This is a genomic window from Variovorax sp. 01N429, from assembly GCF_056399425.1.
In genome coordinates this window covers 1-14,345 of record NZ_JBFTRG010000002.1, presented here as the reverse complement: position 1 = coordinate 14,345, position 14,345 = coordinate 1, and the positions used below count along the sequence as shown (strand labels likewise).

11 protein-coding genes are annotated in these 14,345 nt (G+C 63.2%); 8 read left to right on the top strand and 3 right to left on the bottom strand.

Annotation, left to right across the window (positions count from 1 at the left end; translation table 11 throughout):
- Position 1 precedes the first annotated feature (1 nt).
- Genes cobT through AC1DSF_RS03295 form a run of 3 tightly spaced genes read left to right on the top strand, consistent with a single transcriptional unit; the run spans position 2 to position 2,448 of the window.
- Positions 2–1,045, top strand: coding sequence for a nicotinate-nucleotide--dimethylbenzimidazole phosphoribosyltransferase (gene cobT / locus AC1DSF_RS03305; RefSeq protein WP_478123456.1), 1,044 nt, complete (start codon positions 2–4; stop codon positions 1,043–1,045).
- Positions 1,042–1,839, top strand: a complete 798-nt coding sequence (locus AC1DSF_RS03300) for an adenosylcobinamide-GDP ribazoletransferase (RefSeq protein WP_478123455.1) — start codon at positions 1,042–1,044, stop codon at positions 1,837–1,839. Before cobT ends, AC1DSF_RS03300 begins: the two co-directional genes overlap by 4 nt.
- Before the next feature lie 12 nt (positions 1,840–1,851).
- Positions 1,852–2,448: a histidine phosphatase family protein gene (locus tag AC1DSF_RS03295; RefSeq protein ID WP_478123454.1), complete on the top strand. Its 597-nt coding sequence runs from the start codon at positions 1,852–1,854 to the stop codon at positions 2,446–2,448.
- Here AC1DSF_RS03295 and nth read toward each other — a convergent pair.
- Together nth and AC1DSF_RS03285 are read right to left on the bottom strand one after the other, a co-directional pair.
- Positions 2,421–3,059 carry an endonuclease III gene (gene nth / locus AC1DSF_RS03290; RefSeq protein WP_478123453.1) on the bottom strand — a complete coding sequence of 213 codons (639 nt, stop codon included), beginning with the start codon at positions 3,057–3,059 and terminating at the stop codon, positions 2,421–2,423. The two genes, AC1DSF_RS03295 and nth, sit on opposite strands and share 28 nt — an antisense overlap.
- Before the next feature lie 219 nt (positions 3,060–3,278).
- Positions 3,279–3,983, bottom strand: a complete 705-nt coding sequence (locus AC1DSF_RS03285) for a response regulator (protein ID WP_478123452.1) — start codon at positions 3,981–3,983, stop codon at positions 3,279–3,281.
- Positions 3,984–4,378: 395 nt separating this feature from the next.
- On the opposite strand from AC1DSF_RS03285, the gene AC1DSF_RS03280 reads away from it, so the two are divergent.
- The 3 genes from AC1DSF_RS03280 to AC1DSF_RS03270 all read left to right on the top strand — a co-directional run bounded on the left by AC1DSF_RS03280 (position 4,379) and on the right by AC1DSF_RS03270 (position 10,343).
- Entirely contained in the window at positions 4,379–6,724 is a 2,346-nt protein-coding gene (locus tag AC1DSF_RS03280; protein ID WP_478123451.1) for a type I secretion system permease/ATPase, read from the top strand.
- The gene (locus tag AC1DSF_RS03275; protein WP_478123450.1) at positions 6,721–7,965 is read left to right on the top strand and encodes an HlyD family type I secretion periplasmic adaptor subunit; all 1,245 of its coding nucleotides are present in this window, start codon (positions 6,721–6,723) and stop codon (positions 7,963–7,965) included. The genes AC1DSF_RS03280 and AC1DSF_RS03275 overlap by 4 nt, the downstream gene beginning before the upstream one ends.
- Positions 7,966–9,023: 1,058 nt before the next feature.
- A complete protein-coding gene (locus AC1DSF_RS03270; RefSeq protein WP_478123974.1) occupies positions 9,024–10,343 on the top strand; it encodes a TolC family protein in 1,320 nt (439 codons plus the stop codon).
- A 397-nt stretch (positions 10,344–10,740) separates the two neighbouring features.
- On the opposite strand, the gene AC1DSF_RS03265 is transcribed toward AC1DSF_RS03270, so the two are convergent.
- Positions 10,741–11,304 carry a hypothetical protein gene (locus AC1DSF_RS03265; RefSeq protein ID WP_478123449.1) on the bottom strand — a complete coding sequence of 188 codons (564 nt, stop codon included), beginning with the start codon at positions 11,302–11,304 and terminating at the stop codon, positions 10,741–10,743.
- Positions 11,305–11,332: 28 nt separating this feature from the next.
- On the opposite strand from AC1DSF_RS03265, the gene AC1DSF_RS03260 reads away from it, so the two are divergent.
- Complete coding sequence (locus tag AC1DSF_RS03260) at positions 11,333–14,059, top strand: hypothetical protein (protein ID WP_478182329.1); 2,727 nt, start codon at positions 11,333–11,335, stop codon at positions 14,057–14,059.
- On the top strand, positions 14,056–14,345 hold a 290-nt coding region (locus AC1DSF_RS03255), incomplete at its 3' end, for an Ig-like domain-containing protein (RefSeq protein ID WP_478182328.1). The genes AC1DSF_RS03260 and AC1DSF_RS03255, both read left to right, overlap by 4 nt.

Genomic DNA, 14,345 nt, shown 5'->3' with positions numbered 1-14,345 from the left:
AATGACGTTAAACCTTCCCCCCGTCGAAGACATCGCCGACACCGCCCTGGCCGAGCGCCTGCAACACCTTCTGGACAGCAAGACCAAGCCGGTCGGCGCGTTGGGCGCGCTGGAGGCTTTGGCCGTGCGGCTGGGGTCCATCCTTGGCACTTCAGAGCCGGTGCTCGATCGGCCACAGATGCTGGTCTGCGCTGCAGACCATGGGCTGGCGGCTCGGGGGGTCTCGGCCTACCCGAGCGACGTGACATGGCAGATGGTCGAGAACTTCCTGGCCGGCGGCGCGGCCGTGAGCGTGCTCGCGCGGCAGCACGGCCTGGCGTTGACCGTGGTGGACTGCGGCGTCCGACACGATTTCGATCCGCGCGAGGGTCTGCTCATTCGCAAGATCGCCTCTGGCACGGCGGACGCCTCCGTCGGCCCGGCCATGACCGCGGCGCAGTGCGGACAGGCCATCACCAACGGCATGGCTCTCGTGCGAGAACTTCCCGGCAACGTGGTGCTGCTGGGTGAAATGGGCATCGGCAACTCGTCGGCCGCCGCCATGCTGCTGGCACGCCTGACCCACCAGGACATCGACGCCTGCACCGGCGCCGGCACCGGGCTCGATGCCGCCGGCCGAGCCCACAAGCGGCAGGTGCTGCGGAGAGTGCTTGAACTGCATGCAGAGGCCACCGATCCGTTTGGTGCACTGGCGGCGCTGGGCGGATTCGAGATCGCCACCCTCGTGGGCGCCGTGTTGCAGGCGGCCGATGAGCGACGGGTGATCGTGCTCGACGGCTTCATTGCCAGCGCTGCGGTTCTGGTCGCGCAGGCGCTGCGCCCGAATGTCGTGCAGCGTTGCGTGGCGGCTCACGAGTCCGCGGAGCCGGGCCATCGCCTGCTGTTGCACTTCCTCGGGCTTCAGCCTTTGCTGAAACTCGATTTGCGGCTGGGCGAAGGCTCGGGCGCGGCACTCGCTTGGCCGTTGCTCGAATCCTCCTGCCGCATCCTGCGTGAGATGGCCAGTTTCGAATCCGCGGGCGTTTCGCGGCAGGACGCCTCATGAACGGCGTGCGCCACTTCTTGCTGGCGCTGCAGTTTTTCACGCGCGTTCCGGTCACGGGACAGCTGGCGGGATGGGTCGGTTTCAGTCCCGCGATGCTGCGGGCGAGTGCCGCGCATTTTCCGGGCGTCGGCTGGCTGGTGGGCGCGGTCGGCGCGGGCGTGTTCTGTGTCGCGCAGGTCGGGCTTCCGGGCTTGGCGGGTGCGTTGGTGGCAGCGGTGCTCTCGACGGCGGCAACCGTGTGGATGACGGGCGCGTTCCACGAAGATGGCTTGGCCGATGGCGCGGACGGACTCGGCGGGTCGGTCGATCGTGTGCGGGCGCTGGAGATCATGAAGGACTCGCGCATTGGCGCCTTCGGCGCGATCGCGCTGGTGCTGGCGCTGGGCCTGAAGATCGCACTGCTGGCGGCGCTGGCGGGGCAGGGCATGCCCACGGTGGCGCTGGCGCTCGTCTGCGCCCATGTGCTTTCGCGCCTTGCGCCCCTGTTCCTGATTCGCTGGCTGCCCTATGTCGGCGATGAAGGCGCGGCGAGCAAGTCCAAGCCGTTGGCCGATGCGATCGGCAGCGGTGCGTTGCTGGCCGGTGTTGCGTGGTCGCTGCCTGCGGCGGCGTGGCTGCTGGCGGCGCTCGGATGGACGCGGGGATTGGCGGCGATGCTCTTGTGTGCGCTGGCTGCGCTGTACATCGCGCGCTTGCTGAAGCGTAGGCTTCGTGGCTTCACGGGCGATGGCCTGGGCGCTACCCAGCAGGTTTGCGAACTGGCGATCTATCTCGCGCTGGCCTGGCAGGCATGAGGTTCTGCAGGCATGAGGCTTCTGCTCGTGCGCCATGCGCAAACCACTGCCGCCGAGGGCCTTTGCTATGGACGCACCGATGTTGCGGTGCTGCCTGAAGTGACGCGCGCCACGGCCGAGCGCGTTGCGCAGCACTTGCCTGTCGGCGCACCGATGATTTGCTCGCCGTTGTCGCGTTGCGCCGAACTCGCGGAAGCCATCGTCGGGTTGCGGCCCGACTTGCGAGCCAATCACGACTCGCGCCTCGCCGAGATGGACCTCGGCGATTGGGAGGGACGTCCCTGGTCCGCCATTGACGCCGCCGAGTTCGAGGCGTGGACCCGCGATTTCGCGGATACGCACGCCGGCGGCACCGGCGAAAGCACGCGCCAATTCATGCAGCGGGTGGGGCACGCCTTCGATGCATGGCGCGCAGGCGGGCGCGACGCCATCTGGATCACGCATGCCGGCGTAATTCGCGCGGTGTGGCTGCTGCAAGTCGGCATGCGATGCGTCGAGCGATCGGATCAGTGGCCCGCGCAACCGATCGCGTTCGGCGAGTGCGTGAGCATCGAACTCGGCGAACCTGGCGAAATGGATCTTCAGGGCGGCGGCGTCTTGGGCTTGTAGTCGCAGTAGGGCGCCACCGCGCATTTCCAGCACATCGGCTTGCGCGCCACGCAGACGTAGCGTCCGTGCAGGATGAGCCAATGGTGAGCGTGCAAACGGTATTCGGCGGGCACCCGCTTCTCCAGCTTGAGTTCGACCTCCAGCGGCGTCTTGCCCGGCGCCAGCCCTGTGCGGTTGCTGACGCGAAAGATGTGCGTATCGACCGCCATGGTCGGTTCGCCAAACGCGACATTGAGCACCACATTCGCCGTCTTGCGGCCGACGCCCGGCAGCGCTTCGAGCTCGGCGCGTGTCCTCGGGACTTCACCGCCGTGATGCTCCACCAGCATGCGGCAGGCTTCCATCAGATGCTTCGCCTTGCTGCGATAGAGGCCGATGGTCTTGATATAGCTCTCGAGCCCTTCGATGCCGAGGTCGAGAATGCCTTGCGGCGTGTTGGCGACCGGAAAAAGCTTGCGCGTCGCCTTGTTCACGCCCACATCCGTCGCCTGCGCCGACAGCAGCACGGCGGCGAGCAACTCGAAGGGCGTGCTGTATTCGAGTTCGGTTTCGGGGGTGGGATTTGCGGCCTGGAGCGTCGCGAAGAAAGGTTCGATCTCGGCTTTTTTCATGTGGCCGAAGTTTAGGGCGAGTACGACAAACTCCCGGTGCGTTGAAACCGCTGAGGCAAGGCTGTCCGGCGCGTGTGAGGCTCACACTGCCTGTCACGGAGCGTCTGCTCGACCAAGCAGCGAGCCCTGGATTTGTGCACATTTCGAAGAGGGGATCGATTGCCTCGCGTTGACCTGTCGGCAGGCGGAATCGTCCGTTCCGCCCCTCGCCTGCACGCGTTAAGCCCCGTGTGACTGCGCCGTGTCTGGCGGCTCACGCGGGCCGTCGTCCGGTATGGCGGCAAGCGCCGTGCCAATAGAGTGCTTGATCAATTCAGTGTCGTTCGCCACCCCGAGCTTACGCATCGCGTTGGATTTCTGTGAGCTGATGGTCTGTTTGCTGCGCTTGAGCTCAGCCGCGATCTCGTTGACCGAACGCCCTGATACGAAGAGCCGGATCACTTCGGATTCGCGATGAGTGAGCGCCCGGCTACTGGAGGTTTGCGTTTCGACGTCGAGTTGCCAGACGATTCCCGAAATACTGGGAGAAAAATAACGACCCTGCGCATACGCGCCGTGAATCGCAGCGAGCAAATGGCTCAGCCCGTCGGCCTTGCTGAGAATGCACTGAATGCCAAGCTTGAGTAGGGAGCGGATGGTCCCCGCGTTGTCGACCATCGTCAGCACAACAATCCGCATGGCCGGAAATCGGCGCCGCAGAAAAGAAAACAGAGTAATGCCGTCACCGTACTCACCGCCCGGCATGGAGTAATCGGACACCAGCACATCGCATGGCTGGGTGCCGAGTGCCGCGATCAGTTCGGTCGAGTTCGCGCAGGTGCCAACGATCTTCAGGGTGCGATCTTCTCTAAGCAGGTGGAGCAGTCCGGCAACGATGAAGGGGTGATCATCGGCAAGCATGACGCGGATGGAGAGATCGTCCATTTCGGGGCGTCCTTTATCTGTCGAGCATAACGACCTGTTTTTGCAACGTGCCCGCAATCAGAAGACATCGGACTTGACGGACTTGAACCGTATTGCATTGGGTGGGGGGGTATGAACGTAACGGGTAAAAAACCCGCTGGGCACTGGAATCAGCACAGGGGAGACAGACGCAAGGCAAATTCGTACTGGTCCTGCCCCGCCGTTGCCGTTGTCTGATTTCGCCGGGTGACTGATCTTCCGACAATTGGGGCCCTTACGAAATTTCATGCTTCGTTCATCAAGTCACGCGAATTTAGCCGAAACCCTTTGAACGACGAATCTTATTTCATTGTTCTGCGTGGCCGGTTTCGGTTCAATCATCGCGCCACATACGAGCAATCTAACCGGTTCCGATTATGACTCAAGACGTTTTGCCTGACATGCAGGCCGCGGCCCAGGCGCTCACCAACGAGGATGGCCTCCTCGGTTCCGTGATGTGGATCTGCGAGCGCTACGGCTGTGGCAGGACGGCGGAGGCACTGACCGCCGGGCTGCCGAAGAGCGGCATGCTTGCGCCGTCACTGGCGCTGGATGCCCTGTCAAATGCGGGCCTTACGGCGGGCCTGGTGGAGCGCCGCCTGCAATTGCTGCCGGGGCACGTGCTGCCGGTCATTTTGCTGCATCGCCGCATGGGCGGCTGCGTTCTGCTAGGCCGTCGGGCGAACCCGGACAACGAAGCCAAAAGCCGCGTTCTGTATCAGGTGATGGTGCCGGAATTCGGCCCCGAGCCGGTGGAGTACACCCAAGAAGAAATGGATGAGATCTATGCGGGCTACGCCATTCTGGTCAAGCCGACGGCTCGGGTCGAACTGCGCGAGGGAGACAACGGCGAGCCGGCCGGTCACTGGCTGCTGGGCACGCTGTGGCGTTATCGGCGCTACTACGCGAGTGCGGCGCTCGGCGCGTTGCTGATTAATGTGCTGGGTCTTGCCACCGTCTTTTTCACGATGAATGTGTACGACCGCGTGGTACCCAACCAAGCCTACGTCACGCTCTGGTCGCTGGCGATCGGGGTGGGCATTGCGATGCTGTTCGAAGGGATCTCGCGGCATGTCCGCAGCCATTTGCTGGACGTGGCCGGCAAGAAGGCTGACCTCGTCATGGGCACGCGTCTGTTCCGGCAGGCGCTCTCGATCCGAATGGAGCACAAGCCGGCGTCGGCGGGTTCATTCGCCAACCAACTGCGCGAGTTCGAGTCGGTGCGCGACTTCGCGTCCTCCGCGACGCTCTCGGCGATCTCCGATCTGCCGTTCGTGCTGGTCTTCGTGGGCGTAGTGTTCGCGGTTGGCGGTTCGCTCGGCTGGGTGCCATTGCTGATGATCCCACTGATCATCGGGGCGAGTCTGTTCGTGCAGTGGCCGCTTGCCCGGATCATGAAAGATAACCTCAATGAGGCGTCGCTCAAGCAGGGCGTGCTGATCGAGTCGGTGGAGGGCCTGGAAACCCTCAAGGCGGTGGGTGGCGAAGGCCACATGCAAAAGCGTTGGGAGACCTTTAGCGCCATGGCTGCGTCCTCGTCGATGAAGTCGCGCCAGATTTCCAGCAAGGCCACGAGCTTCATCACTTTCTTGCAGCAGCTGCAGACGGTGGTGCTGGTTGTGCTAGGCGTGTACTTGATTGATGCAGGCGAGCTGACGCAAGGTGCGCTGATCGGTACCGTGATATTGGCCGGCCGTATTACTGCACCGCTGAGCCAAGTGATGGGACTGGCCTTGCGCTTCCAGCAGGCGAAGGCCGCGCTGCATTCGTTGAACAGCCTGATGGCGATGCCCGTCGATCGAGATCCGTCACGCACGTATCTACCCAAGCCGCCGCTCTCGGGGCAAATCACCTTGAAGGACGTCTGCTTCTCGTACCCCGCGCAGACGACGCAACCGAGTCCGCCGGTTCTGAAGGACGTCAACCTGAGCATCGAGGCCGGGGAACGGGTTGCCGTCCTGGGCCGCATTGGTAGCGGTAAATCGACCTTGCTGCGTGTGATGGCGCGTCTTTACGCACCGGTCGGAGGTCAGATGTTCACGGGCGGTCTGGACGTCGAGCAGATTGATCTGGCCGACTGGCGCAAGGCCGTGGGCTACGTGGGCCAAGACGCGCGTCTCTTTCACGGCAGCCTGCGCGAAAACGTGATGATCGGCCGACCAGAAGCGAGCGCCGACGAGTTTCTGCGCGTGATCCGTCTGACCGGACTTGACCAGATCGCCAGCCGCCATCCCCAGGGCATCAATCTTCCAATCGGAGAAGGCGGACAGGGCATCTCAGGGGGCCAGCGTCAACTGGTGTCGTTGGCACGCAGCCTGCTCGCCCGGCCGCAGCTTCTGCTGCTCGATGAACCGACAAGCGCGATGGACACCCAGACCGAGGCGGTCTTCCTTGAGCACCTGGCGCGCGCAACCGCTGGGCAGGCGATCGTTGTGGTGACACATCGGCCCTCCCTGCTGGCGCTGGTAGACCGGATTGTCGTGGTCGAGGAAGGCAAAGTCGTGGCCGACGGTCCGAAGGACAGGATCCTCGCCGCACTGTCGGGTACGAGCGGGCCGGCACCGATGGATGGAGCGCAGACGCGCGCAAAGCCGCGCGCCGCGCCAAGCGTCGTGGCCGCCACTACGGGTATGAGGATCATGGCCGGCAAAAAAGTAGTGCCGGCCACCGCGGCGCAAGCGGGTAACTCGCAGGCAGGCATGCCGAACAAGGGATTGCAATGAACTTCAACATTTTCAGACGCGGCGCCAAAAAGGCGAAGCTGGGCAAAGCCGACGCCGCATTCATGAGCGACATCCAGGAATCGCTGCTCACTCAGTCGACGCCGGGCTCGATGATCGTGCTTTACTTAATTCTCGCGGTCCTGGCTGGTGGTCTGACCTGGGCGTACTTTGCGCGCGTGGAAGAGATCACGCTTGGCGAGGGCACCATCATTTCGAAAAGCCGCGAACAGGTCATCCAGAGTCTCGAGGGCGGGATTCTCGAACAACTGGATGTACGCGAAGGCGATATCGTCAAGAAGGGCCAGGTGCTGGCAAAGATCGATCCCACGCGTGCCCAGACAAGCTATCGAGAAGCGTGGTCCAAATCAGTCGGCCTGAAGGCGACGATTGCGCGTTTGCGCGCCGAGGCGTACGGCCAACCGCTGACGTTTCCGGACGACGTGAAAGCAGTGCCTGCGGTCGTGAAGCAGGAGACGCTCGCCCACAACGCGCGACGTCGTGCGCTCGACGACAGCGTGGCGGCGCTGGAAAAGAGCTATTCGCTCTCGGGCAAGGAAATTGGTCTGGCCGAGCCGCTGGCGGCCAAGGGACTGCTGTCCGAGGTCGAACTGCTTCGCATGCGCCGTCAGGCAAACGACCTGCGCTCGCAGATGGTCGAGCGGCGCAACAAGTTTCAGGCCGATGCGAACTCGGAGCTGACGAAGCTGGAACTGGAACTGGCGCAAACCAGCGAAACCGTAGTGGGACGCGCCGATGTCCTGCAGCGCACGACGGTGGTGGCACCGGTGTACGGCACGGTGAAGAACGTGCGCTTCAATACGATTGGTGGGGTCATCCAGCCGGGCGAGCACATCATGGAAATCGTTCCGCTGGAGGACCAGTTGCTCGTGGAGGCCCGCATTAAGCCTGCGGACGTGGCGTTCCTGCATCCCGGTCAACCGGCCACGGTGAAGATCACCGCCTACGACTACGGCATTTATGGTGGCCTGACGGGCAAGGTTGAGCACATCAGCCCCGACACCCTCAAGGACGACCAGAAGGCCGCGGCGGGCCGAGCCGATGCAACCTATTACCGCGTGCTTGTGCTGACGGACTCGAGTGTGTTGCAGGCAGGCGGGAATAGTCTGCCCATCCTGCCGGGGATGGTGGCGACGGCCGAGATCCGTACCGGTGAAAAAACCATTCTTGACTACATTCTGAAGCCGATTTTCAAGGCTCGTGAAGCGTTCCGGGAGCGCTAATCGAGGTGTAGCCGTGCCGCGTTGCTGCGGCGGGGCACCCTTGAACGGAGCGGCTCGCTGCTGTGCAGATTTCCGAAAGACGATTTCGTGGTGTGCAGTCGTCGAGTTCGACCGGCGTCAACTGGTCGCGGTCCGTCAAGGGGCGCAATATTCGCGCGGCTGCTTTTCGGGACCACGACGTGCGCGTTGTCTTAGACCTTCCCTGAGAGGTCATCAGGTCAAGCACGAGGCAATGCACTCCGTCGTCGTCGCTTCGTCACGCAGATCCTCGAGGTAGACAAGCCCTTCGTGTAGTCGGGCGTCGGTGCGCCAGCCGTAGCGCTGCAGACCCGTTCCTTGACCGCCATCCAACTCGCGGGACCGCGTCCGGTTCCGCAAAGGCGGCCATCATTTTTCTATATCGAACAACTCCCGTCTGCGACGGTTTGTTGCGGTCAGGATTTTTTGCAGCCTGATACCGCACCAAAGGTCACTTTCAGAACACTGGCTTCGCAATCCTCTATTTCGTTAGGAAGGCAATGCAAATTCGTACTGGTCTTGCCATGCCGGTGAGGCCGTCCGATTTCGCGGCATGACTGATTTTTCGAAAATTGGAGCCGGTACGAAATTTCGTGTTTCGTTCATCAAGTCACCGCGAAGTAGCCGAATAGACCCTTAAACGAGATTTGCTTCATCGTTCTGTGAGTCGAGATTCCGGTTCGGCTACCGCGCCACACACAATCAATTAACCGGTTCCGATCATGACTCAAGACATTTTTCCTGAGATTCAAATTACGGGGCAAGCCCTCACCCACGAGGACGGCCCCCCTGGTTTGCCCACCCGTCCCGTGGCATGGCTGGTTTCGTCACTCTTGGTGTTGCTCGCCCTGGCAGGGAGCGAAGCCGCGCAGGCTCAGGCCAGCCTCGCTGGCGCACCGGGACGTGCTGAAGATCTGCGTTCTGTACAGCAGGGCGCGCCCCGGCCACTGGTGCCGCCGCAAGCGGCACAGCCGACGAAACCGCCAACGCAGGCGCTGGGGAGCGATGCCACCAGTGCGCTGAGATCGACTTTGGCCGAGGTGAAGCAGCCGTCGACGCCGGTAAGCCGCACGCCCCCGGCGACGTTCGCACAGTGGCTTGACACGCAACCGTCCCGTACCGGTAGCGGGTCGATGGATTCCGCCACGCTGCGCCGCATCTTCCTGCGCGCCGTCGAGGAGGCAGAGAAGCGCAGTCCCGAAGTGGGGCAGGCGTATGCCACCTACCAAGCCGCGAATGCAGACGTCGACGAAGCCAAAGGCCTGCGGTGGCCACAAGTGGACATCGGCTCGCAAACGCAGGGTTTGCAATTCGGTCCCAATCGAGATGGCAGCAACAACGGCAATGCGGTGGCGGCGACGGTAACTACGACGGTGTACGACTGGGGCCGCACCAAGAACACGATTGGAAGCCGTGAGCAGCTCTCGGACGCTGCGCGCAGCAACTACACCGTGGCCCGCGACCAGAATGCGTTCGAGGTGACGGGCACGCTGGTCGAGCTGGGCAAGCAACGCGAGATCGTTGAGCTGAGCCAGCAATTCGTCGAGCGCATGGCCACGCTCGTGAAAATGCTGGGTGAAATTGTGGCAGTCGATCGCGGTCGCGGCAGCGAACTCACGCAGGCCAAGGCGCGTCTGCTGCAAGCTGAAGCCGCGCGCGATTCCGCAGAGGCCAGGGTGCGCGATGCGGAACTGAAGCTGCAAAAACTGGTGGGCGAGAACGCACCGCCGATTCCACGCGCGCGCAACTGGCCGATACGGCCGGGCAATCTGCCGCAACTCCTGCAGCAGGCGGATGCTCACCCTAGCCTGGCTCAGATTCAGTCCGAAGCCAGTGCGGCCGACCTGAATGCCAAGGTGGTGAAAGCGTCGGGTCTCCCGACGGTGAACTGGGTTGTCAGTGCGAATACCGGCTTCGGAGGTGGGAGCGCGGGACAACGGGGCGCCCAGACCATGCTGACGCTCAACTGGGCGGCATTCCGCGGCGGTTCGACGAAGGCGGCGACGGCTGCCGCCGGGTATCGGGCACAGGCCACGTGGCAGCGCCTCGATCAGCAGCGGCGTGACCTCGAATATGGCATTCGTGCCGCGCATCAGGATGCGCACACCATGCTCAGCCGCGCGGACCAGTACGAACGACTTTCCGGCGAGACCGATCAGGTGCGCAAGGCCTTCTTCGAACAGTGGTACCACCTGGGCAAACGGACCCTGCTCGATGTGTTGACCGCGGAGAACGATCACTACGGCAACGGCGTGAATGAAGTGACGAACCGTTTCGATGGCTACGCGGCGGTGCTGCGCGAATACGCGACTGCGGGTGCGCTGGTTGACTGGCTGACGACGGGCCGCACCAGCGATTAAACCGACGAATCAAACCGCACGTGTGCAGAGCTTCGTGATGGGCCGCCTTCCTTTCTGGCTGGCGGCCTTTTTTGAGCGTGACGCCCGCTCTGGCCATCGACGGCTGAGAGGCGAAATCCCAGATGCCCGCCTGTTTCGCCAATCGAAATAACGCGTGAGCACTATTGCTCGCGACTCTCAACCGACGCCCGCAATAGACCCGGATTTCGTTCCAGTCCTATCCAGAACCAAACCGGTCCCATGCCGTTTCCAGGGCCCCTCGTAAAAAATACAGGTAGATCAGCAGCCCGGCGGCTGCCGTGTCGTTTTCATACCCATTTCTTACCAATTTCTATCCATACGCTGGCAAAACTCGCCGGCACATGCACTCTAAAAAGGATCATCTGTGAGTTCGAATTCAGTGAAGCTGGCCGTCGTTGACGGTAGCACCATCAAACAAACGGTCGAATTGCGCGGTTCCGCGCAAGGCGCCCCGGTTCGTATTGCCGCCATCAAAGGTGGCAAATTCATTCTGGCTCAGGCCAATACCGGCCACGCTCCGGAAAACATTACCGTGCGCCGTTCCGGCAAGAACCTTCTGGTCAGCCTGGAAGGGACTGAGCTCGACCAGCCGCAATTGATCATCGAAGACTTCTACGGCAATGAAGGCGAGCTGGTTGGCCTGGGTGAAGACGGCTCGTACCACGAATATGTTGCCGCAGACGGCGAGCATGACCACGAAGCGGCTTTCCTTGCGGAGGGCGCGGATTCGCCTCTGGTTCTGGGCGCAGAGCAACTGAATGGCTTTGGCGCCGGCCTTATTGCGGCACCTGGTGTTGGTCTGGCGGGCCTCGGCCTCGTCGGGCTGGGTGCGTTGGCGGCGCTCGGTGCAGGGCTTACCGCCAGCGGTGGCAATGGTGGCGGCCCAGGGATCGCTATCCCTGTCCTGGATGAAAAGGCGCCATCGGGTGCGGTTGACCACTGGGACTCGGATGCGGATTCCGACTCGGATGCGGATGCCGACTCGGACGCTGATGCCGATGCAGACGCCGACGCGGATGCAGATGCGGATGCGGATGCGGACGCTGACGCCGATGCCGATGCAGACGCTGACTCGGACGCTGATGCCGATGCCGATGCCGATGCTGACTCGGATGCAGACGCCGACGCAGACGCAGACGCTGACTCGGACGCTGATGCTGATGCTGATGCTGATGCTGATTCAGATGCCGATGCCGATGCCGATGCCGATGCCGATGCTGACTCGGATGCAGACGCCGATGCAGACGCAGACGCAGACGCGGACGCCGATGCTGACTCGGACGCGGACGCCGATGCCGACTCGGACGCTGACGCTGACTCGGATGCTGACGCTGACGCTGATTCAGACGCTGATGCTGACTCGGATGCAGACGCGGACGCCGATGCTGACTCGGATGCTGATGCTGATGCTGATGCTGACGCCGATGCTGATTCAGACGCTGATGCCGATGCCGATGCTGACTCGGATGCAGACGCTGACTCGGATGCAGACGCCGATGCTGATGCCGACTCGGATGCGGACGCCGACGCCGACGCCGATGCGGACGCTGACTCGGACGCGGACGCCGATGCCGACTCGGACGCTGATGCCGATGCAGACGCTGACTCGGATGCAGACGCCGATGCAGACGCAGACGCGGACGCCGATGCTGACTCGGACGCTGACGCTGACGCTGATGCTGACGCCGATGCTGATTCAGACGCTGATGCAGATGCCGATGCAGATGCGGATGCGGATGCCGACGCCGATTCAGACGCGGATGCGGATGCGGATGCCGACGCCGATTCAGACGCGGATGCGGATGCCGATGCCGACGCCGATGCGGACGCTGACTCGGACGCGGACGCCGATGCCGATGCCGACTCGGACGCCGATGCGGACGCAGACGCTGATGCCGATGCCGATGCCGACTCGGATGCGGACGCTGACTCGGATGCTGACGCCGATGCGGATGCTGACTCGGATGCGGATGCCGACTCGGATGCGGATGCCGACTCGGATGCTGATGCTGATGCTGATGCAGACGCTGACTCGGACGCAGACGCAGACGCAGACGCCGACGCCGACTCAGACGCCGATGCCGATGCCGATGCCGATGCCGATGCAGACGCTGACTCGGATGCTGACGCCGATGCGGATGCTGATGCGGACGCCGATGCCGATGCCGACTCGGACGCTGATGCCGATGCCGATGCCGATGCCGACTCGGATGCGGACGCTGACTCGGATGCTGATGCAGACGCTGACTCGGATGCTGACGCCGATGCGGACGCTGACGCTGACGCAGACGCCGATGCCGACTCGGACGCTGATGCCGATGCCGATGCCGATGCCGACTCGGATGCGGACGCTGACTCGGATGCTGACGCCGACTCGGATGCTGATGCTGATGCAGACGCGGATGCTGACGCGGACGCCGATGCCGACTCGGACGCTGATGCCGATGCTGATGCTGATGCTGATGCTGATGCTGATGCTGATGCTGATGCTGATGCCGACTCGGACGCCGATGCGGACGCAGACGCTGATGCCGATGCCGATGCCGATGCCGACTCGGATGCGGATGCTGACGCCGATGCGGATGCTGACTCGGATGCGGATGCCGACTCGGATGCTGATGCTGATGCTGATGCTGATGCTGATGCTGATGCTGATGCTGATGCTGATGCTGATGCTGATGCAGACGCTGACTCGGACGCAGACGCAGACGCAGACGCAGACGCCGACGCCGACTCAGACGCCGATGCCGATGCCGATGCCGATGCCGATGCCGACTCGGACGCCGATGCGGACGCAGACGCTGATGCCGATGCCGATGCCGATGCCGACTCGGATGCGGACGCTGACTCGGATGCTGACGCCGATGCGGATGCTGACTCGGATGCGGATGCCGACTCGGATGCTGATGCTGATGCTGATGCTGATGCTGATGCTGATGCAGACGCTGACTCGGACGCTGACGCAGACGCAGACGCAGACGCAGACGCAGACGCAGACGCCGACTCAGACTCAGACTCAGACGCCGATGCCGATGCCGATGCCGATGCAGACGCAGACGCTGACTCGGATGCTGACGCCGATGCGGATGCCGATGCCGACTCGGATGCGGACGCTGACTCGGATGCTGACTCGGATGCGGATGCCGACTCGGATGCTGACTCGGACGCTGACGCCGACTCAGACGCCGATGCAGACGCTGACTCGGATGCTGACGCCGATGCTGATGCCGACTCGGATGCTGATGCTGATGCTGATGCTGATGCTGACGCCGATGCAGACGCTGACGCTGACGCAGACGCAGACGCAGACGCAGACGCAGACGCAGACGCAGACGCCGATGCTGACTCGGACGCTGATGCTGACGCTGACGCCGATGCGGACGCAGACGCCGATGCCGATGCAGACGCTGACTCGGATGCGGATGCGGATGCGGATGCGGATGCCGATGCCGATGCCGACTCGGATGCTGATGCTGATGCAGACGCTGACTCGGATGCCGATGCGGACGCAGACGCAGACGCAGACGCAGACGCAGACGCAGATGCCGATGCAGACGCTGACGCTGACGCTGACGCCGATGCCGATGCCGATGCCGACGCCGATGCCGACGCCGACTCAGACGCGGATGCCGATGCCGATGCCGATGCGGACGCCGATGTTGAAGCACCGGGCCAGCCAGTCGTTGGCGAAGTGACTGACAACRTGGGCCCGATTCAGGGTCCGGTGGGCARTGGCGAGAGCACGGACGACACGACACCGACGCTGGTGGGCAAGGGCGAGCCGGGCGACACGATCGTCGTGATCGACAACGGCACGCCCGTTGGCGAGACGAAGGTCGACGAGGACGGCAACTGGAGCTTCACGCCTGATACGCCGCTGGRCGAAGGCARGCACGAGTTCACGGTGGTCGAGCGTGATSAGGCGGGCAACGAAAGCAAGCCGTCGGGTCCGCACGTGGTGATCGTGGACACAACCCCGCC